Annotated in this window: 16 protein-coding genes; 6 read left to right on the plus strand and 10 right to left on the minus strand. The window is 67.5% G+C overall.

What is annotated here, in order from left to right; genetic code table 11:
• Positions 1 to 15 precede the first annotated feature (15 nt).
• The 8 genes from ACT54X_RS01890 to ACT54X_RS01925 form a co-directional block, all read right to left on the minus strand.
• Entirely contained in the window at positions 16 to 2,124 is a 2,109-nt protein-coding gene (locus ACT54X_RS01890; protein WP_294374112.1) for a 3-hydroxyacyl-CoA dehydrogenase NAD-binding domain-containing protein, read from the minus strand.
• 259 nt (positions 2,125 to 2,383) lie between these two features.
• Positions 2,384 to 3,082, minus strand: a complete 699-nt coding sequence (locus ACT54X_RS01895) for an ABC transporter ATP-binding protein (protein WP_076512112.1) — start codon at positions 3,080 to 3,082, stop codon at positions 2,384 to 2,386.
• Between the two features lies 1 nt (position 3,083).
• Positions 3,084 to 3,860: an ABC transporter ATP-binding protein gene (locus ACT54X_RS01900; protein ID WP_294374120.1), complete on the minus strand. Its 777-nt coding sequence runs from the start codon at positions 3,858 to 3,860 to the stop codon at positions 3,084 to 3,086.
• A 52-nt stretch (positions 3,861 to 3,912) separates the two neighbouring features.
• Positions 3,913 to 5,229, minus strand: coding sequence for a branched-chain amino acid ABC transporter permease (locus ACT54X_RS01905; RefSeq protein ID WP_294374123.1), 1,317 nt, complete (start codon positions 5,227 to 5,229; stop codon positions 3,913 to 3,915).
• Between the two features lie 3 nt (positions 5,230 to 5,232).
• Positions 5,233 to 6,180 (minus strand): branched-chain amino acid ABC transporter permease, encoded by a 948-nt coding sequence (locus ACT54X_RS01910; protein WP_294374125.1) that lies wholly within the window; start codon positions 6,178 to 6,180, stop codon positions 5,233 to 5,235.
• Between the two features lie 157 nt (positions 6,181 to 6,337).
• Positions 6,338 to 7,570, minus strand: a complete 1,233-nt coding sequence (locus tag ACT54X_RS01915) for a branched-chain amino acid ABC transporter substrate-binding protein (RefSeq protein WP_294374127.1) — start codon at positions 7,568 to 7,570, stop codon at positions 6,338 to 6,340.
• Between the two features lie 182 nt (positions 7,571 to 7,752).
• Positions 7,753 to 8,988, minus strand: coding sequence for a branched-chain amino acid ABC transporter substrate-binding protein (locus ACT54X_RS01920; protein WP_294374131.1), 1,236 nt, complete (start codon positions 8,986 to 8,988; stop codon positions 7,753 to 7,755).
• 132 nt (positions 8,989 to 9,120) lie between these two features.
• Positions 9,121 to 10,752: a 3-(methylthio)propionyl-CoA ligase gene (locus ACT54X_RS01925; protein ID WP_294374134.1), complete on the minus strand. Its 1,632-nt coding sequence runs from the start codon at positions 10,750 to 10,752 to the stop codon at positions 9,121 to 9,123.
• Between the two features lie 196 nt (positions 10,753 to 10,948).
• Here ACT54X_RS01925 and ACT54X_RS01930 point away from each other — a divergent pair, with 196 nt between their 5' ends.
• From ACT54X_RS01930 to ACT54X_RS01950, 5 genes are all read left to right on the plus strand, one after another.
• Positions 10,949 to 12,442: a protein adenylyltransferase SelO gene (locus tag ACT54X_RS01930; protein WP_294374136.1), complete on the plus strand. Its 1,494-nt coding sequence runs from the start codon at positions 10,949 to 10,951 to the stop codon at positions 12,440 to 12,442.
• On the plus strand, positions 12,439 to 12,861 hold the full coding sequence (gene msrB / locus ACT54X_RS01935; protein WP_294374138.1) for a peptide-methionine (R)-S-oxide reductase MsrB: 423 nt from the start codon (positions 12,439 to 12,441) through the stop codon (positions 12,859 to 12,861). The genes ACT54X_RS01930 and msrB overlap by 4 nt, the downstream gene beginning before the upstream one ends.
• A 31-nt stretch (positions 12,862 to 12,892) precedes the next feature.
• Positions 12,893 to 13,441 carry a septation protein A gene (locus tag ACT54X_RS01940; protein WP_234192178.1) on the plus strand — a complete coding sequence of 183 codons (549 nt, stop codon included), beginning with the start codon at positions 12,893 to 12,895 and terminating at the stop codon, positions 13,439 to 13,441.
• Complete coding sequence (locus tag ACT54X_RS01945; RefSeq protein WP_476344695.1) at positions 13,438 to 13,716, plus strand: BolA family protein; 279 nt, start codon at positions 13,438 to 13,440, stop codon at positions 13,714 to 13,716. The genes ACT54X_RS01940 and ACT54X_RS01945 overlap by 4 nt, the downstream gene beginning before the upstream one ends.
• Positions 13,717 to 13,824: 108 nt before the next feature.
• On the plus strand, positions 13,825 to 14,604 hold the full coding sequence (locus ACT54X_RS01950; protein WP_043114965.1) for a foldase protein PrsA: 780 nt from the start codon (positions 13,825 to 13,827) through the stop codon (positions 14,602 to 14,604).
• Positions 14,605 to 14,658: 54 nt separating this feature from the next.
• On the opposite strand, the gene ACT54X_RS01955 is transcribed toward ACT54X_RS01950, so the two are convergent.
• Entirely contained in the window at positions 14,659 to 15,207 is a 549-nt protein-coding gene (locus tag ACT54X_RS01955; protein ID WP_354321458.1) for a hypothetical protein, read from the minus strand.
• A 31-nt stretch (positions 15,208 to 15,238) separates the two neighbouring features.
• On the minus strand, positions 15,239 to 19,336 hold the full coding sequence (gene purL, locus ACT54X_RS01960) for a phosphoribosylformylglycinamidine synthase (protein ID WP_476344697.1): 4,098 nt from the start codon (positions 19,334 to 19,336) through the stop codon (positions 15,239 to 15,241).
• A 113-nt stretch (positions 19,337 to 19,449) separates the two neighbouring features.
• On the opposite strand from purL, the gene map reads away from it, so the two are divergent.
• The gene (gene map, locus ACT54X_RS01965) at positions 19,450 to 20,295 is read left to right on the plus strand and encodes a type I methionyl aminopeptidase (RefSeq protein ID WP_294374149.1); all 846 of its coding nucleotides are present in this window, start codon (positions 19,450 to 19,452) and stop codon (positions 20,293 to 20,295) included.
• Positions 20,296 to 20,309: the final 14 nt, after the last annotated feature.

Raw genomic sequence — 20,309 nt, forward strand, 5'->3', positions numbered from 1 at the left:
AGCGGCGTTGCGGCCTCAGGCCTGGTCGAAGCCCTTGCCTTCGGCTGCCAGCTTGCGGATCAGGCCCGCCGGCTCCCAGAACTTGGCATCGTCGTTCGGGTTGCGCCCGAAGCGCTGCATCGCCTGCACCACGTTGAACAGGCCCTGCTGGCTGGCGTAGTGCATCGGGCCGCCGCGGAAGATCGGGAAGCCGTAGCCCGTGATGTAGACCATGTCGATGTCGCTGGCCTTGCTGGCGATGCCGTCTTCCAGGATGTGCGCGCCCTCGTTGACCAGCGAATACACCAGGCGCTGCACGATCTCCTCGTCGCTGATCTTGCGCGGCGTGATGCCCAGTTGCTTGCGGTGCTCGGCAATCATGTCCTCCACCAGCTTGGACGGGATCGCGTCGCGCTTGCCCGCCTGGTAGTCGTACCAGCCGGCGCCGGTCTTCTGGCCGAAGCGGCCCAGCTCGCACAGCTTGTCGGCCGTGCGGCTGTACTTCATGTCGGGCTGCTCCACCGAGCGGCGCTTGCGGATGGCCCAGCCGATGTCGTTGCCCGCCAGGTCGCCCATGCGGAACGGGCCCATCGCGAAGCCGAACTTCTCGATGGCCTTGTCCACCTGCGCCGGCGTCGCGCCTTCGTCCAGCAGGAAGCCCGCCTGGCGGCTGTACTGCTCGATCATGCGGTTGCCGATGAAGCCGTCGCACACGCCCGAGACCACGGCCGTCTTCTTGATCTTCTTGGCCAGGCTCATCACCGTGGCCAGCACGTCCTTGCCCGTCCTGGCGCCGCGCACCACTTCCAGCAGCTTCATCACGTTGGCCGGGCTGAAGAAGTGCATGCCGATCACGTCCTGCGGACGCTTGGTGAAGGCTGCGATCTTGTCGACGTCGAGCGTGGAGGTGTTGGACGCCAGGATGGCGCCCTGCTTGGCCACGGCATCGAGCTGGGTGAACACCTTCTCCTTGACGCCCAGCTCCTCGAACACGGCCTCGATGATCAGGTCGCAGTCCTTCAGGTCGTCGTAGCTCAGCGTGGTCTTGAGCAGCGCCATGCGCTCCTCGTACTTCTCGGGCTTGAGCTTGCCCTTCTTGACCTGGGCCTCGTAGTTCTTTCGGATGGTGGCCACGCCGCGGTCCAGCGCTTCCTGCTTCATCTCCAGGATGGTCACCGGAATGCCGGCGTTCAGGAAGTTCATGCTGATGCCACCGCCCATCGTGCCGGCACCGATCACGCCCACCGTCCTGATGGCGCGCTGCGGCGTGTCGTCGGGCACGTCGGCGATCTTGCCAGCCGCGCGCTCGGCCATGAACAGATGGCGCAGCGCCGCCGATTCGGGCGTGAACATCAGGGCGATGAAGTTCTGGCGCTCGAAGGCCATGCCGTCGTCGAACTTCATCTTGGTGGCGGCCTGCACCGCCTCCACGCACTTGAGCGGCGCGGGATAGTTCTTCGACATGCCGCCCACCATGTTCTTGGCGAACTGGAAGTAGGCATCGCCCTGCGGATGGCGGCAGGGCAGGTTGCGCACCAGCGGCAGGTCGCCGCCCTTGGCGGCCACCTCGCGGGCGAAGGCGATGGCTTCTTCGAGCACCGACTCAGCCGAGCCGGCCATCTTGTCGAACAGCTTCTGGCCCGGCAGGCCGGCCAAGCGCTCGCTCTTGACCGGCTCGCCGCTCACGATCATGTTGAGGGCGGCCTCGACGCCCAGCACGCGCGGCAGGCGCTGCGTACCGCCAGCGCCGGGGATCAGGCCCAGCTTGACCTCGGGCAGCGCCACGTTGGTGCCCGGTGCGGCCACGCGGTAGTGGCAGCCCAGGGCCAGTTCCAGCCCGCCACCCATGCAGACCGAATGGATGGCGGCCACCAGCGGCTTGGTCGAGGCTTCGAGCGCGAGGATCACCGACAGCAGGTTGGGCTCGGCCAGCGCCTTGGGCGAGCCGAATTCCTTGATGTCCGCGCCGCCGGAGAAGGCCTTGCCCGCGCCGGTGATCACCACGGCCTTGACGGCCGAGTCGGCCAGGGCCTTGGCCAGGCCGTCGGTGATGCCGATCCGCGTGGCATAGCCCAGGCCGTTGACCGGCGGGTTGCTCATGGTGATCACGGCCACGTCGCCGTGGACTTTGTATTCAGCCGTCATGCTGCGTTCCTTGGGTTGCGATGAGGGAGCGTTCGGAGCCTTGCGCAGGTCGCCGGCGAGCCCGGCGTGCGCTGTTGTCTCCTAAAAAAGCACGAGTGTTCTTTTCGGGGCATTCTAGGCAGATCGCATGTCGCGACAACCGGCGCCAGTCGCTCCCGGGACAAACAGCCGCGAGCTTGCACCGGCGACCGCTCGAAGGCAAAAAAGAAGGGGCTCGCGCCCCCACTTTCGGCAGGGCCAAGGCCCTTGCATGGAAGCTTCAGACCTCCAGCCATTCCTTGCGGATGTTGGCGTCCGCCCGCAAGCCGTCGGGGGTGCCGTCGTACACGATGCTGCCGTGGCCCATGACCAGCGCCCGGTCGGAGATGTGCATGGCGATGGTGAGCTTCTGCTCGATGAGCAGCACCGACACGCCCTTGTCCTTGAGCGTGCGCAGGTACTGGCCCACCAGCTCGACGATCTTGGGCGCCAGGCCCTCGGTCGGCTCGTCGATGATGATGAGTTCGGGGTCGCCCATCAGCGTGCGGCACAGCGTCAGCATCTGCTGCTCGCCGCCCGAGAGCACGCCGGCCTCGGTGTGCTGGCGCTCCTTGAGGCGCGGGAACATCTGGTACATGTCGTCGAAGCCCCAGCGGCTGCCCTTGCCCGCGCCCTTCTGGCCCAGCATCAGGTTCTGGTGCACGGTGAGCTTGGGGAAGATGTCGCGGTTCTCCGGCACGTAGCCGATGCCCAGATGTGCGATCTCGTAGGCCTTGCGGCGCAGGATGTTCTGGCCTTTCCAGTGCACCGCGCCCTCCCCGTGGACCAGCCCCATGATGGCCTTGGCCGTGGTGGAACGGCCCGAGCCGTTGCGCCCCAGCAGCGCGACGATCTCGCCCGGCTGGATGGCGAAGGAGACGCCATGCAGCACGTGGCTCTTGCCGTAGTAAGCATGCAGGTCTTCGACCTTGAGCGTCATCTCAGTGTCCTCCTTGTTCGTCGGCCACTGGCGATCCCAGGTAGGCCTCCTGCACGCGCGCGTTGGCGCGCACGGCCTCGGGCGTGTCGAAGGCGATGACCTCGCCGTACACCACCACCGCGATCTTGTCGGCCAGGCCGAAGACCACGCCCATGTCGTGCTCCACCGTGAGCAGCGTCTTGCCGACGGTCACTTCCTTGATCAGGTTGATGAAGTGCGTGGTCTCAGTCTTGCTCATGCCGGCCGTGGGTTCGTCCAGCAGGATCACGCTGGCGCCGCCGGCGATGGTCACGCCGATCTCCAGCGCGCGCTGCTCGGCATAGGTCAGGTTGACGGCCAGCACGTCGCGCTTGCGCTCCAGCCCCACCTGGCGCAGCAGCACCTCGGTGCGCTCGTTGGCATCGTCCAGCCGCGAGAGGAAGCGCAGGAAGGTGTAGCGGTAGCCCAGGCTCCACAGCACGCCGCAGCGCAGGTTCTCGAACACCGACAGCTTGGGGAAGATGTTGGTGATCTGGAAGCTGCGCGACAGCCCCTTTCGGTTGATCTCGTACGGCTGCTGGCCATCGATCCGTTCGCCGTGCAGCAGTACCTCGCCGCTGGTGGGATGCAGCCGGCCGCTGATCAGGTTGAACAGCGTGGACTTGCCCGCGCCGTTGGGGCCGATGACCGCGATGCGCTCGCCGGCGCGCACCGCCAGGTTGGCGCCGCGGATGATCTCGGTGCGGCCGAAGCTCTTGCGAAGGTCCTTCAGTTCGATCGCGTATTCGCTGTTGCTCATGCTTGGCTCTCCACGCGGGCCATTGAATGTCGGGGTGCCATGTTCATGCCCTTCATGCGGCCGTCTCCTGACGCTTGATCTGCGCCTCGATCTCCTCCTGCGCCTGGCCCCAGCGGCGGGCGAAGCGGCGGCGGACCTGGTCGAACAGTGCCAGACCCACCAGCGCGACGGCGGCGACCAGCGTCCAGTGCGTGGCCGAGGACGTGTCCAGGGCGATGCCAAAGAAGCTCACCGTCGGCCCGAGCGCCGCATTGAGCTGCATGTGGTAGAGCATCTCGACGATGCCCGCGAAGCCCGCCGCCATCAGCGCGCCCGTGGCCGCCAGGCCGACATAGAGCCAGGTGAAGCGACCCAGCTTGCCGAAGCGCGCCACCCGCACGTTCATCATGATCAGGCTGGCCACGCCGCCGGGCGCGAACATCACCATGAACAGGAAAACCAGCCCCAGATAGAGCAGCCAGGCCTTGCTCAGCTCCGACAGCAGGATCGATGCGAACACCAGCAGCACGGCGCCGATGATGGGACCGAAGAAGAAGGTCGCGCCGCCGAGGAAGGTGAACAGCAGGTAGCCGCCCGAACGGATCGTGGAAAGGCTGTCCGACGCGTTGACGATCTCGAAGTTGATGGCAGCCAGCCCGCCACCGATGCCGGCGAAGAAGCCCGCGATGATGAACGAGAGATAGCGCACGCGCTGCGTGTTGTAGCCCACGAACTCGACGCGCTCCGGGTTGTCGCGCACCGCGTTCAGCATTCGGCCCAGCGGCGTGCCGGTGAAGGCGAACATCAGCGCCGTGCAGATGAAGCAGTAGACGGCGATCAGGTAGTACACCTGGATCTGCGGCCCGAAGTTCCACATCAGGAACTTGCCGTAGACGCGGTCGGTGGTGATGCCGCCCTCGCCGCCGAAGAAGCCCGGGAACATCAGCGACATGGCCGCCACCAGTTCACCGATGCCCAGGGTGATCATGGCGAAGGTGGTGCCCGACTTCTTGGTGGTGACGAAGCCGAAGAGGGCCGCGAAGAAGGCGCCCGCCACGCCGGCCACCACCGGGATCAGCACCAGCGGCATCGGGATCTGGCCCTTGGAGGCCATGTTCATCGCATGCACTGCGGCGAAGGAGCCCAGGCCAGTGTAGACGGCATGGCCGAAGCTCAGCATGCCGCCCTGCCCCAGCAGGATGTTGTACGACAGGCAGATGATGATCAGGTAGCCGATCTGCGAGAGCATCGTCAGCGCCAGGCTGCTGGTGAACACCAGCGGCGCCACGATCAGCACCAGCGCGAACAGGCCCCACACGAGGATGCGGCCGAGGTTCAGCGGCTTGAAGCGGTAGTAGGTCGTCGGCGAAGTCATGGGAAGGGCACTCATCGATCAGTCCTCACGGGTTCCAAGCAGGCCCTTGGGCCGGAAGATCAGGATCAGCACGAGGAAGAGGTAAGGCAGGATGGGCGCCACCTGCGAGATCGTGAGCTTGAGCAAGGGATAGCCGAAGGTCTGCTCGGTCACCGCCATGCCCAGGGCACGCAGGCCGGAGGCCATGGACTGGTCCAGCGCCACGGCGAAGGTCTGCACCACACCGATCAGCAGCGAGGCCAGGAAGGCACCGGCCAGCGAACCCATGCCGCCCACGACCACCACCACGAAGATGATCGACCCCACCGAGGCGGCCATGGCCGGCTCGGTGACGTAGGTATTGCCGCCGATCACGCCGGCCAGGCCGGCCAGCGCGGCGCCGCCGCCAAACACCAGCATGAAGACGCGCGGCACGTTGTGGCCCAGTGCCTCGACCATCTCCGGATGCTTGAGCGCCGCCTGGATCACCAGCCCGATGCGGGTGCGGGTGAGCAGCAGCCACACGGCCAGGAGCATCAGCAGCGCCACCAGCATGATGAAGGAGCGCGACTTGGGGAACTGCGTGCCGTACAGCGTGAAGAGCGGCCCCTGCAGCGCCTCGGGCAGGCCGTAGGGCACTGTCGAGCGGCCCCACACCAGTTGCACCACTTCGAGGATGAGATAGGACAGGCCGAAGGTGACCAGCAGTTCGGGCACATGGCCGAACTTGTGGACCCGGCGCAGGCTGTAGCGCTCGAAGGCCGCGCCCAGCACCCCCACCAGCAGCGGCGCGATGAACAGCGCAGGCCAGAAGCCGAGCACGCCCGAGAGCGTGTACGCGAAGTAGGCACCCAGCATGTAGAAGCTGGTGTGCGCGAAGTTGAGCACCCCCATCATGCTGAAGATGAGGGTCAGGCCGGAGCTGAGCATGAAGAGCAGCAGCCCGTAGCTCACGCCGTTCAGAAGAGAGATGAGAAAGAATTCCACTGTCGTCGAGCCTCAGGAAAACAACCGGCCCCGGGACCGGAGTCGGTCTCCGGCGGGCGCGGTGAGCATGGCCGGCGCGGCGCGCCGGCTGGCAGCGGAGGGGCCGCATCCGGGCCGGCGCGCAACATGCCGGCGCGGCCCGTGCTACCCGACGGTATCAGGACGGCCGCTTCATCTGGCAGCTGGTCGGCGTGCTGGCCACGTAGGGCTCGTAGTACTTGACCGGCGCCAGCGTGTAGCCCGTGTTCTCGGGGCTGTAGGGGTACTTGGCGCTGGCCTTCTCCCAGCGGGTGATCCACAGGCCCTGCTGCAGCTGGTGGTCGGCCTTGCGCATCTCGACGTCGCCATTGAAGCTCTTGAACTTCATGCCTTCCATGGCGGCCGCCACCTTCACCGGGTCGGTGGACTTGGTCTTGACGAAGGCCTCGTTCAACATGGAGAAGGCCGTGTAGATCACGGTCGTGTACATGTCGTCGTTGAACTTCTTCTTGTAGGCCTCGGTCAGCGGCTTGATGGGACCGTCGGCGTTGTAGTGGCTGTAGCCGACCTGGTAGACCTTGCCATCCGACGCTGCGCCCATGGCCGTGGGCGTGCCGCTGGTGACGGCGTAGTAGGTGTAGTACTTGACGTTGAGGCCGGCGTCGTTGCCCGCCTTGATCAGCAGCGCCAGGTCGGAGCCCCAGTTGCCGGTGATCACCGTGTCGGCGCCCGACTGCTTGATCTTGGCGATGTACGGCGCGAAGTCGCGCACCTGCGCCAGCGGATGCAGGTCGTCGCCCACGATCTGCACGTCGGGCCGCTTGCGGGCCAGGTTCTCCTTGGCGAACTTGCTGACCTGCTGGCCGTGCGAATAGTTCTGGTTGATCAGGTAGACCTTCTTGATGTCCGGCTGATCCTTCATGTAGGTGGTCAGCGCCTCCATCTTCATGGAGGTGTCAGCGTCCAGGCGGAAGTGCCAGTAGCTGCACTTGCTGTTGGTGAGGTCCGGGTCCACCGCCGCGTAGTTGATGTAGACCACCTCCTTGCCCGGGTTGCGCGCGTTGTGCTTCTCGAGCGCGTCCATGATGGCCAGGGCCGGGCCGGAGCCGTTGCCCTGCACGACATAACGCGCGCCCTGGTCCATGGCCGAGCGCAGCGCGGCGGTGGTCTCCTGCGGGCTCAGCTTGTTGTCGATGCCGATGATCTCGAACTTGACGCCGGCCGCATTCTTCTTGTTGAACTCCTCGGCCAGGAACTGGAAGGTCTTGAGCTGGTTGGTGCCCACCGCCGCCATCAGGCCCGACAGCGGGTCGAGCCACGCGATCTTGACGGTCTCGCCCTGCTGGGCGAAAGCGGGGGCGCCGAAAGCCAGGATGCAGGCGGCGGCAGTCAGGTTGAAAGAGGTCTTCAAGGCATGTCTCCTGTGTGGTGTCCCGGGTGCCGGAACTTGCACGAGCGTACAGTGCTTCACTGCGCGCTCGCTAGGGGAAAGCCCCGCGATTCCCCTCTGGAGAAAGCCTTTTCTATCACCCGGGCGACAGCCGCCGCCGCACCATTTCTACCCTCGGGTAGCACACGACTGGTGCATGCGCGTCAGGGCCGCTTCATCTGGCAGCTGGTGGGCGTGCTGGCCACGTAGGGTTCGTAGTACTTGACCGGCGCGAAGGTGTAGCCGGTGTTCTCCGCGTCGTACGGATACTTGCCGCCGGCCTTCTCCCAGCGCGTGATGTACAGGCCCTGCTGCAGCTGGTGGTCGGCCTTGCGCATCTCGACTTCGCCGTTGAAGCTCTTGATCTTCATGCCCTCCAGTGCCGCGGCCACCTTGACGGGGTCGGTCGACTTCGTCTTCACAAAGGCCGCATCCAGCAGCGCGAAGGTGTGATAGATCGAGTTCTGCGTCATGTCGTCGTTCATGCGCTTCTTGAAGTCGGCCATCAGCGGCTGGATCGGCGGGCCCATGTTGTAGTGGCCGTAGCCCACCACGTACACCTTGCCGGCGGCCGAGGCGCCCATGGCCGTGGGCGCGCCCGAGCCGAAGGCGTAGTAGGTGTAGAACTTCACCGTGTCCAGCAGGCCGGCGTCGTTGGCGGCCTTGATGAGCAGCGCCAGGTCGGAGCCCCAGTTGCCGGTGATCACCGTGTCGGCGCCCGACTGCTTGATCTTGGCGATGTACGGGGCGAAGTCGCGCACCTGCGCCAGCGGATGCAGGTCGTCGCCCACGATCTGGATGTCGGGCCGCTTGCGCGCCAGGTTCTCCTTGGCGAACTTGCTCACCTGCTGGCCGTGCGAGTAGTTCTGGCCGATGAGGTAGACCTTCTTGATCTCCGGCTGGTCCTTCATGTAGGTGGTCAGCGCCTCCATCTTCATGGAGGTGTCGGCGTCCAGGCGGAAGTGCCAGTAGCTGCACTTGCCGTTGGTGAGGTCCGGGTCCACCGCCGCGTAGTTGAAGTACACAACCTCCTTGCCGGGATTGCGGGCGTTGTGCTTTTCGAGCGCATCGATGATGGCCAGCGCCGGACCGGAGCCGTTGCCCTGGGTCACGTAGCGTGCGCCCTGGTCCATGGCCGAGCGCAGCGCGGCCGTGGTCTCCTGCGGGCTCAGCTTGTTGTCGATGCCGATGATCTCGAACTTGACGCCCGAGGCATTGGTCTTGTTGAAGTGTTCGGCCAACAGCTGGTAGGTCTTGAGCTGATTGGTGCCGACCGCAGCCATGAGACCCGAGAGCGGGTCCATCCAGGCGATCTTCACGGTCTCGCCCTTCTGGGCGAAGGCGCTGGTGGCCATCACGGCCAGCGCGGCGGCGGCAAGGTGCTTCAAGCGGACATTCATCGGTGTTGTCTCCGGGTGTTGGGTCCGCGCAGCGTAGCCACCGGGCCGCCGCCGGCGCTCAGGGAACACCCGAAAAAAAGGCCGCGGATGCGGCCTTCCCTATCGCGCAGGCGACAGCCCGCCGTGAATGGCTCAGAGCCCGGGCAGCTTGTAGTCCTTGAGCAGCTCGCGGATGCGCGTCTTGAGGATCTTGCCGGTGGCGCCCAGCGGGATCGCGTCGACGAACACCACGTCGTCGGGGATCTGCCACTTGGCCGTCTTGCCTTCGTAGAACTTCAGCAGTTCCTCGCGCGTGACCTCGGCGCCGGCCTTCTTTGCCACCACGACGATGGGCCGCTCGTCCCACTTGGGGTGGAACACGCCGATGCAGGCCGCCATGGCCACGGCGGGATGGGCCACGGCGATGTTCTCGATGTCGATGGAGCTGATCCATTCGCCACCGGACTTGATCACGTCCTTGCTGCGATCGGTGATCTGCATGAAGCCGTCAGCGTCGATGGTGGCTACGTCGCCGGTGGGGAACCAGCCGCCCCCGCGCAGCGGGTCGCCGCCCTCGCCCTTGAAGTACTCCTTGACGATCCACGGGCCCTTGACCAGCAGGTCGCCGTAGGTCTTGCCGTCCCAGGGCAGCTCCTCGCCGTCGTCGCCGACGATCTTCATGTCCACGCCGAAGATGGCACGGCCCTGTTTCATGCGCAGCGCCAACTGCTCCTCGGCAGGCAGCGACAGGTGCTTGTTCTTGAGCGTGCACAGGGTTCCCAGCGGGCTCATCTCGGTCATGCCCCAGGCATGCAGCACGTCCACGCCGTACTGCTCGCGGAAGGCGTTGATCATGGCCGGCGGGCAGGCAGAGCCGCCGATCACCGTGCGGTTGAGCTTGCTGAACTTGAGGCCCTGCGCCTGCATGTGGCCCAGCAGCATCTGCCAGACCGTGGGCACGCCGGCCGCGAAGGTCACACCCTCGGCCTCGATCAGCTCGTAGACCGACTTGCCGTCCAGCGCCGGGCCGGGGAACACCACCTTGGCGCCCACCAGCGCCGCGGAGTACGGAATGCCCCAGGCATTGACGTGGAACATGGGCACCACCGGCAGCACCGAATCGCGCGCCGACAGGCACATCACGTCGGGCAGGCAGGCGGCGTAGGCGTGGAGGATGGTCGAGCGGTGGCTGTAGAGCGCGGCCTTGGGGTTGCCGGTGGTGCCACTCGTGTAGCACATGCTGGAGGCCGAGTTCTCGTCGAAGCTGGGCCAGTCGTAGGTATCGGCCTGGCCCCCGATCCAGTTTTCGTAGCTGACGAGGCCGGGCACGCCGGTGTCGGGCGGCAGCCTGTCGGCATCGCACAGGGCCACCCACTTCTTCACCGTCGGGCAGCGCGCGTGCACGGCCTGGACCAGCGGCAGGAAGCTGAGGTCGAAGCACAGCACCTGATCTTCGGCATGGTTGGCGATCCAGGCGATCTGGTCGGGATGCAGGCGCGGGTTGATGGTGTGCAGCACGCGGCCGCTGCCCGAGACGCCGTAGTACAGCTCCAGGTGGCGGTAGCCGTTCCAGGCCAGCGTGGCCACCCGGTCGGAGAACAGAAGGCCTTCGGCCTCCACGGCGTTGGCCACCTGGCGGGCGCGGCGTGCGCAGTCGGCCCAGGTGTAGCGGTGGATGTCGCCCTCGACACGGCGCGAGACGATCTGGCCGTCGCCGTGATGGCGCTCGGCGAACTCGAGCAGGTTGGAAATCAGCAGGGGGCGGTCTTGCATCAGGCCCAGCATGTGGGAGGCTCCTTGGTGGCGAAGGCGAAGGGGATCGTGTGTCGCATGGCTGCGCGGCAGCCCGGGCGTGGAATGCTGGCGCCGGGCGCGCCGGCCATGGACAAGGCCGGCCGAGTATTGCGCAGTGCAGCATGCGCACCCCATCGGGAATCCCCGTAAATCCGGCGGGCGAAAGGGCTTCACGGACAATCTGGCGATGAGTTCCCTGCCCTCGTCCAGCCCCTTCGTGCCCAGCGTGGAGGGCCATGCCGCACCGCACTGGCGCGAAGGCTTCGCGAGCCTCGGCCCGGCCTTCTTCACCCGCCTGCGCCCCACGCCCCTGCCCTCGCCGACGCTGATCGCCACCAGCGAGCCGACGCGGCAGTTGCTGGGCTGGTCGCGCGACTGGCTCGAATCGCCCGAAGCCCTGCAGGCCCTGGCCGGCAATGCCGTGCTGGAAGGCAGCGATCCGCTCGCCACGGTCTACAGCGGTCACCAATTCGGCGTCTGGGCCGGGCAGTTGGGCGACGGCCGTGCGATCCTGCTCGGTGAGACCGACAGCGGCTTCGAGGTCCAGCTCAAGGGCGCGGGCCGCACGCCCTACTCGCGGATGGGCGACGGCCGGGCCGTGCTGCGCTCCAGCATCCGCGAGTTCCTGTGCAGCGAGGCGATGCATGCCCTGGGCATTCCCACCACGCGGGCGCTGGCACTGGTCGGCTCGCCCGCGCCGGTCGCCCGCGAAAGCATCGAGACCGCCGCTGTCGTGACCCGCGTCGCGCCCAGCTTCATCCGCTTCGGCCACTTCGAGCATTTCGCCGGCCGCGGGCAGCACGAGGAACTGCGCCAGCTGGCCGATTTCGTCATCGACCGGTTCTACCCCGATTGCCGCGGCGACACCCGCTTCGGCGGCAATGCCTACGCCAGCCTGCTCAATGCCGTGAGCGAGCGCACCGCCGCACTGATGGCGCAGTGGCAGGCCGTGGGCTTCTGCCATGGCGTGATGAACACGGACAACATGTCCATTCTGGGCCTGACCATCGACTACGGGCCCTTCCAGTTCCTCGATGGCTTCAACCCGGCCCACGTCTGCAACCACAGCGATTCGCAGGGCCGCTACGCCTACAACGCCCAGCCCAACGTCGCCTACTGGAACCTCTTCTGCCTGGCGCAGGCCCTGATGCCGCTGATCGGCGAGGAGGAACTGGCGCTGGCCGCGCTCAAGTCCTACCGCGAGGTCTTCCCTCTGCGCTTCGAAGCCGCCATGCTGGCCAAACTGGGCCTCGCCCAGCCCGTGGCCGGCGATGCCGCCCTGCTGGAGGCGCTGCTGCGCGTGATGGCGGCCGAGCGCATCGACTGGACCATCTTCTGGCGCCGCTTCGCCCACTACCGCGCCGGCGGCCCGGCCGATCCGCTGGACGACCTGTTCGTCGACCGCACGAGCTGGCGACACTGGCTGTCGGCCTTCGAGCGCCGCCCGACCGAGGCCGACGCGGCGGCGGCCGTGGCTACACTGCGCGCCAATCCGCGCTTCGTGCTGCGGAACCACCTGGGCCAGCAGGCCATCGAAGCTGCTCAGAAGGGCGACTTCTCCGGCGTCCACACCTTGCTTGCGCTGCTGGAGGCCCCATTTGACGAGCATCCCGGCATGGACGCCTATGCCGACTTCCCGCCCGACTGGGCATCTGCCATCGAGATCAGTTGCTCCTCATGACCGAACCGACCATCCGCAAGACCGACGCCGAGTGGAAGGCCCTGCTGGCCGAAAAGGGCGCCGAGCCCGCCGCCTTCAACGTCACCCGCCATGCCGCCACCGAGCGGCCCTTCACCGGCAAGTATGAGGCCCACTGGGCCGACGGCAGCTACCACTGCATCTGCTGCGGCGCCAAGCTGTTCGACTCCGACACCAAGTTCGACGCCGGCTGCGGCTGGCCCAGCTTCTCGGCCGAGGCCGTGCCCGGCGCCATCACCGAGCACGTGGACCGCTCGCACGGCATGGTGCGCACCGAGACCGTCTGCAGCCAGTGCGGCGCGCACCTGGGCCACGTCTTCCCCGATGGGCCGGCGCCCACCGGCCTGCGCTATTGCATGAACTCGGCCTCGCTGGACTTCAAGCCCGAAGACGGCGAATGAGCCACCACGAAGGCGCCCACCCATTCCCTGCATGAAAGCCCTGCTCGACTTCCTGCCGATCGTCCTGTTCTTCGGCGCCTTCAAGTTCTATGGCATCTACGTCGCCACCGGCGTGCTGATGGCCGCCACGGTGGTGCAGATGGCCATCGTCTACGCCATGGAGCGCCGGCTGCAGCCCATGCAGAAGGCGACGCTGGTGCTGATCCTGCTGTTCGGTGGCCTCACCCTGGCGCTGCACGACGACCGCTTCATCAAATGGAAGCCGACGGTGCTCTACGGCGCCATGGCCCTCGCGCTGGCCGTGGCCCTGTGGGGCATGGGCCGCAACGTGCTCAAGATGCTGCTGGGCAGCCAGCTGGTGCTGCCCGATCGCATCTGGCGCCGCCTGGGCGTGGCCTGGGTGTTCTATTGCGCCTTCATGTCGGCCATCAACGCCTACGTCGCGCTGTACTTCAGCACCGACGCGTGGGTCAACTTCAAGCTGTGGGGCTACGTCTTCCCCATCGCATTCCTGGTGGCGCAGGGCCTGTATGTGGCGCCGCATCTGCAGGCCCAGCCGGACGATAAGGAGTCGGCATGACCGGGGTCACTTCGGGCCTGCCGCGCGTGGAGGAACTCGAGGCCGCATTGCGCGCGCTGCTGCAGCCCACCCATCTCGAAGTGCTGGACGAAAGTGCCGCCCACGCGGGCCACTCCGGTGCCAGTCCGGCGGGCTGGGGCACCCACTTCCGCGTGCGCATCGCATCGCCGCTTTTCGAGGGCCGCACGCGGGTGGCGCGGCATCGCCTTGTGTATGATGCCGTCCAGCCTTTTGTTTCACGCGGCCTGCACGCGATCGCCATCGAGACACTTTGAGCAAGCGCTGCGCCGGTCCCACCGGCACCTGCCGCCAGGCCTCTTTCCCCCTCCCCTCCATCGGCCCGATTCCGGCGCCAATCCGACCCTCCTAGCCGTTTTCCGATCATGAAAAAACAAGTGCTCCACGTCCTGGCCGCTGCCGCGCTGGCGGCTTCGCTGCCTGCCCTGGCGCAGAACGCCGCCATCGTCAACGGCAAGCCCGTACCGAAGGCACGCATGGAGGTGCTGGCCCAGCAACTGGCCGCCGCCGGCCGGCCGGTGACGCCCGAAATGCAGGACCAGCTGCGCGAAGAAGTGATCACGCGCGAAGTCTTCATGCAGGAAGCGCAGAAACAGGGCCTGGACCGCAGCGACGAGTTCAAGGCGCAGATGGAGCTGGCCCGCCAGGCCATCCTGATCCGCCAGCTGTTCGACAACTACCGCAAGACCAATCCGGTCACCGACGCCGAGATCCAGGCCGAGTACGACAAGATCGCGGCGGCCAACAGCGGCAAGGAATACCACGCCCGCCACATCCTGGTGCCGACCGAGGACGAGGCCAACAAGATCCTGGCCGAGCTCAAGAAGGGCGCCAAGTTCGAAGACCTGGCCAAGAAGTACTCGAAGGACCCGGGCTCCGGCGCCAACGGCGGCGACCTGGACTGGACCACCCCGGCCAGCCTGGTGCCTGAGTTCTCGCAGGCCATGGTCAAGCTCAAGAAGGGCGAGACCACTGCGGCGCCGGTCAAGTCCGAATTCGGCTGGCACATCATCCGCCTGGACGACACGCGCGAGATGCAGTTCCCCAAGCTGGACGAGGTGAAGGCCCAACTGACGCAGCAGATGCAGCAGCAGAAGCTGCAGAAGTACCAGGAAGAGCTGCGCAGCAAGGCGCGCGTCGAATAAATCCGCCGGCCACCGCCGGGTGGCGACGGTTCGGGGCGCCCGGCGCCCGACTCGTCAATTCATGAATCGCGGCCCGGATGCTTCCTGCGTCCGGGCCGTTTCGCCATCTGGCGCCGCCAGGCCCCACCCGCCGCGCTCCGCGCCCTGCAACAGCAGGGTCTGCAAGGCCGTGGCCGCCGCAGCCGGCACGTTCAATTCCACGTCGCGGCCATCGGTGGTGCGCCAGCGGATGGTCAACTGGCCTGCCGCATCGCTGCCCACGGGCACCGACAGCGTGACCTCGCCCACCACCGGGATGACCCCTTCGAGCAGCGAGCGGGATCCGGCGGGCGCCTGGGGCGGTGTGGCGAAATCCGCATCGCGCAGCGCCTGTGCGCGCGCGGATTCGGCCAGCAGATCCGCCGCCCCTTCGGGCAACGGCACCGCGCCCCATTCCGCCGCCACATGGGCGCGCGAAACCGCCTGGTGCAACGGGCCGTAGAGCGCCAGCAGCAGGCGGCGCGTGATCCAGAGGCTCAGCCGCTCCCCGGTCTGCGTGCTCAGGTGCAGCAGCAGCCGGTCTTCCGGCGCGACGTACTCGACGGTGATCTGGTGCAGTTGCATGGGCGCGAGTATGCGCGCCCTGCCCTGCCGCTCAGCCGACCCAGCGGCGTGCGTTGCGCCAGATCTCCATCCAGGGGCTCGGCGCCGCGCGGTCGCCCGAGGTCCAGCTCATCTGCACGTTGCGGAACACGCGCTCCGGGTGCGGCATCATGGCCGTGAAGCGGCCGTCGGCCGTGGTCACCGCCGTGAGGCCGCCCGGGCTGCCGTTGGGATTGAGCGGATAGCGTTCGGTGGCCTGCCCCGCATGGTCCACGAAGCGCATGGCGGCGATGGCGCGGCCCGCGTCGCCGCGGTGGCGGAAGTCGGCATAGCCCTCGCCATGGGCCACGGCGATCGGAACGCGCGCGCCGGCCATGCCGGCGAAGAACAGGCTGGGCGAATCCAGCACCTCCACCTGCGACAGGCGTGCCTCGAAGCGCTCGCTGCGGTTGGTGGTGAAGCGCGGCCAGTCCTGCGCGCCCGGGATGATGTCGGCCAGCTCGGCGAACATCTGGCAGCCATTGCACACGCCCAGGCCGAAGGTGTCGGCGCGGCCGAAGAAGTCGCCGAACTGCTGCGCCAGCCGCGGGTTGAAGGTGATGCTGCGCGCCCAGCCGATGCCGGCGCCCAGCGTGTCGCCGTAGCTGAAGCCGCCGCAGGCCACGATGCCCTGGAAGCGGGCCAGATCGGCCCGGCCGCTCTGCAGGTCGGTCATGTGCACGTCGACCGACTCGAAGCCGGCCTCGTGGAAGGCGTAGGCCATCTCCACATGCGAATTGACCCCCTGCTCACGCAGGATGGCCACGCGCGGCCGGGCACTGCCCACGAAGGCAGGTGCAGTGCCGAAGCCTTCCGGCAGATGCAGGTGCAGCCCGGTGTCGGCCGGGTCGCCGGCGGCGGCGTGCTCGGCATCGGCGCAATCGGGGTTGTCGCGCTCGCGGCAGATCTTCCAGCTCACGCTGTCCCATACCTGGTGCAGGTCGGCCACGGTGGCGCTGAACACGGCCTTGGTGTCGCGCCAGACCTCGACCTTGCGCTTGCCGGCGTCGATGGGCGAGCTCTCAGGCCGGGTCTTGCCGACGAAGTGGCTGAAGACGGACAGGCCGTGCGCCCGCAGCGTCTGCATGACCTCGTTGCGCTCGGCCGTGCGCACCTGCAGCAGCAGGCCCAGCTCTTCGTTGAACAGCGCCTTGAGCGTGAGCTCCTCGCGGCGGGCGCTGACCTGCTGCGCCCAGTTCTTGGCGTCGCCGGTCTCCATGCGGCTGTCGCTGATGCCGTCGCCCTCGGTGACGAGCAGGTCGACGTTGAGCGACACGCCCACGTGGCCGGCAAAGGCCATCTCGCAGGCGGCGGCGAACAGGCCGCCGTCGCTGCGGTCATGCAGGGCGAGCAGCTTGCCTTCAGCGCGCAGCTGGTTGACGGCGTCCACCGTCTTGACCAGCAGTTGCGGGTCGTCCAGGTCGGGCACGCGGTCGCCGGTCTGGCCCAGCACTTGGGCCAGGATGCTGCCGCCCATGCGGTGCTGGCCGCGGCCCAGGTCGATGAGCACCAGCGTGGTGTCGGCCTCCTGCGCGTCGAGCTGCGGCGTGAGCGTGCCGCGCACGTCGTCGATGCTGGCGAAGGCGCTGACGATCAGGCTCACCGGCGAGCTGACCTTCTTCCTGTCGGTGCCCTCGGCCCACTGCGTGCGCATGGACAGCGAATCCTTGCCGACGGGAATGGAGACACCCAGCGCCGGGCACAGCTCCAGGCCCACGGCCTTGACCGTCTCGTACAGCGCGGCATCCTCGCCCGGCTCGCCGCAGGCCGCCATCCAGTTGGCGGACAGCTTGACGCGCGCCAGTTCGATGGGCGCGGCCAGCAGGTTGGTGATGGCCTCGGCCACGGCCATGCGGCCCGATGCGGCGGCGTCCATGGCGGCGAGCGGCGTGCGCTCGCCCATGCTCATGGCCTCGCCGGCGAAGCCACGGAAGTCGGCCAGCGTGACGGCGCAATCGGCCACCGGCACCTGCCAGGGGCCGACCATCTGGTCGCGGTGCGTCAGACCGCCCACCGTGCGGTCGCCGATGGTGACCAGGAAGCGCTTGGAGGCCACGGTGGGATGGGCCAGCACCTGGATGGCGGCCTGCTGCAGGTCCACGCCCGTGAGTTCCAGCGGCTTGAAGTTGCGGTGGATGCGGGCCACGTCGCGGTGCATCTTGGGCGGCTTGCCCAGCAGCACGTCCATGGGCATCTGGACGGGTTGGCTCCCTCCCCCGCTGGGGGAGGGCTGGGGTGGGGGCACGCTGCCCCCATCCCCGCCTTCCCCCAGGGGGGGAAGGGGCAAGACCACGTCGCCGACGACGAGTTCGCGCTCTTCCGTAGCCACGCCGACCACGGCGAAGGGGCAGCGCTCGCGCTCGCAGAAGGCACGGAACTGGTCCAGCGACTCCGGCGCGATGGCCAGCACGTAGCGCTCCTGGCTCTCGTTGCACCAGATTTCCTTGGGCGCCAGGCCGGACTCTTCCAGCGGCACGGCACGAAGGTCGAAGCGGGCGCCGCGGCCGGCGTCGTTGGTCAGCTCGGGAAAGGCGTTCGAGAGGCCACCGGCGCCGACGTCGTGGATGGCCAGGATGGGGTTCTTGTCGCCCTGCTGCCAGCAGTGGTTGATGACCTCCTGCGCCCGGCGCTCGATCTCGGGGTTGCCCCGCTGCACCGAATCGAAGTCCAGCTCGGCCGCGTTGGCGCCCGTCGCCATGGAGCTGGCGGCGCCGCCGCCCATGCCGATGCGCATGCCGGGGCCGCCCAGCTGGATCAGCAGCGTGCCGGCGGGGAACTGGATCTTGCGGGTCTGCGTGGCGTCGATCTGGCCCAGGCCGCCCGCGATCATGATGGGCTTGTGGTAGCCGCGCTGGACGGTATCCACGTCGCTCGCGACCGTCTGCTCGTACTCGCGGAAGTAGCCCAGCAGGTTGGGCCGGCCGAATTCGTTGTTGAAGGCCGCGCCGCCCAGCGGGCCCTCGGTCATGATCTGCAGCGGGCTGGCGATGTGGGCGGGCTTGCCGTAGCTGCCCTCCTCGGGCCACAGCTTGCTGACGGTGAAGCCCGTCAGGCCCGCCTTGGGCTTGGAGCCGCGGCCGGTGGCGCCCTCGTCGCGGATCTCGCCGCCCGCGCCGGTGGAGGCGCCCGGGAACGGCGAGATGGCCGTCGGGTGGTTGTGCGTCTCCACCTTCATCAGCACATGGTGCAGTGCGTCTTCCTTGGCGTAGGCAGGCGCGTCGGCGCCCAGTTCGCTGCGGGCCACGAAGCGCTCGATGGCATGGCCCTCCATGACCGAGGCATTGTCCGAATAGGCGATGACCGTGTGCTGCGGACTCGTCTTGTGGGTGTGGCGGATCATGCCGAACAGGCTCATCGGCTGGCGCTCGCCGTCGATGGTGAAGTCGGCATTGAAGATCTTGTGGCGGCAGTGCTCGCTGTTGGCCTGCGCGAACATCATCAGCTCGACGTCGGTCGGGTTGCGGCCGAGCTTGCCGAAGGCGTCGACCAGGTAGTCGATCTCGTCCTCGGCCAGCGCCAGGCCGAAAGTGGTGTTGGCCTCGACCAGGGCGGCGCGACCGCCGCCCAGCACGTCCACATGGGCCATGGGCTGTGGCGGCAGCTCGGCGAACAGGGCGGCGGCACCGTCCACGCCCGGCAGCACCGATTCGGTCATGCGGTCATGCAGCAGGCCGGCCACCTGGGCCAGGGCCGTGGCGTCCAGCACCGGCGCGCGGCCCAGCAGGGGCGCCTTCAGGCCGATGTGGTACTGCGTGACACGTTCCACGCGGCGCAGCGCCAGGCCGCAGTTGCGGGCGATGTCGGTGGCCTTGGAGGCCCAGGGCGAGACGGTACCCAGCCGTGGGCTGACGACCAGGGTGGCGCCCTGGGGCGCAGCACCGGCATCGAAAGGCTCGCCGTAGGTCAGCAGCGCGGCGAAGCGCTCGCGCGTCGCGGCATCCATCTCGGCATCGGCCAGCACCAGGTGCACGAAGCGCGCCGTGATGGCATTGATGCGCGCATCCACCGCCTGCAGGCGGGGCAGCAGCTGGCGTGCGCGGAAATCGCTGAGCGCCGCCCCTCCTTCGAAGATGGTCACGACGGGAGGAACGGTGGATGCGGGCTGCGTCACGGTGGGCGGGGCCTGGGGCCGGAAGAACAGAAGGGAGAGAGCGGCAACCGGCCGCTGACTGGGGCCGTTCGCGAAAACCCGGCATTTTAGGGGGCGAGTGGGATAATCCCTGGATGAGCATTACCTACCACGACGCCGAAGGCATTGCCGCGATGCGCGTCGCCTGCCGCCTTGCGTCCGAGGTGCTGGACTACCTGACGCCCTTCATCAAGCCCGGCATCACCACCAATGAGATCGACCGGCTGGCGGCCGAGTACATGGTCACGCAGGGCACGACCTCCGCCACGGTGGGCTACAAGGGCGCGGGCGACGTGCCTTTTCCCAAGTCGCTGTGCACCTCGGTCAACCATGTGGTGTGCCACGGCATCCCCGACGACAAGCCCTTGAAGAAGGGCGACATCATGAACATCGATGTCACCGTCATCAAGGACGGCTGGTACGGCGACAACAGCCGGATGTTCGTGATCGGCGACGCCTCCATCGCCGCCAAGCGGCTGTGTCAGGTCACCTTCGAGGCCATGTGGCACGGCATCCTGCAGGTCAAGCCCGGCAACCACCTGGGCGACGTGGGCCATGCCATCCAGCGCTTCGCCGAGGGCAACGGCTACTCGGTGGTGCGCGAGTTCTGCGGTCACGGCGTGGGCCGCACCTTCCATGCCGAGCCCCAGGTTCTGCACTACGGCCGCCCGGGCACGATGGAAGAACTCAAGCCCGGCATGATCTTCACCATCGAACCGATGATCAACGCGGGCAAGCGCGACATCAAGGAAGACCACCGCGGCGGCCGCTACGACGGCTGGACCATCGTGACGCGCGACCGCTCGCTCTCCGCGCAGTGGGAGCACACGGTGCTGGTCACCGAGACGGGCTACGAGGTGCTGACCCTGTCCGCCGGCAGTCCGCAACCCCCGGCCTTCGTGCCTGCCGCCAGCGGCCAGGCGGCGCCCCTCGCCGCCTGACGCGCCCGGCTGGC

This window comes from Pseudacidovorax sp. DMC4 (genome assembly GCF_056314265.1).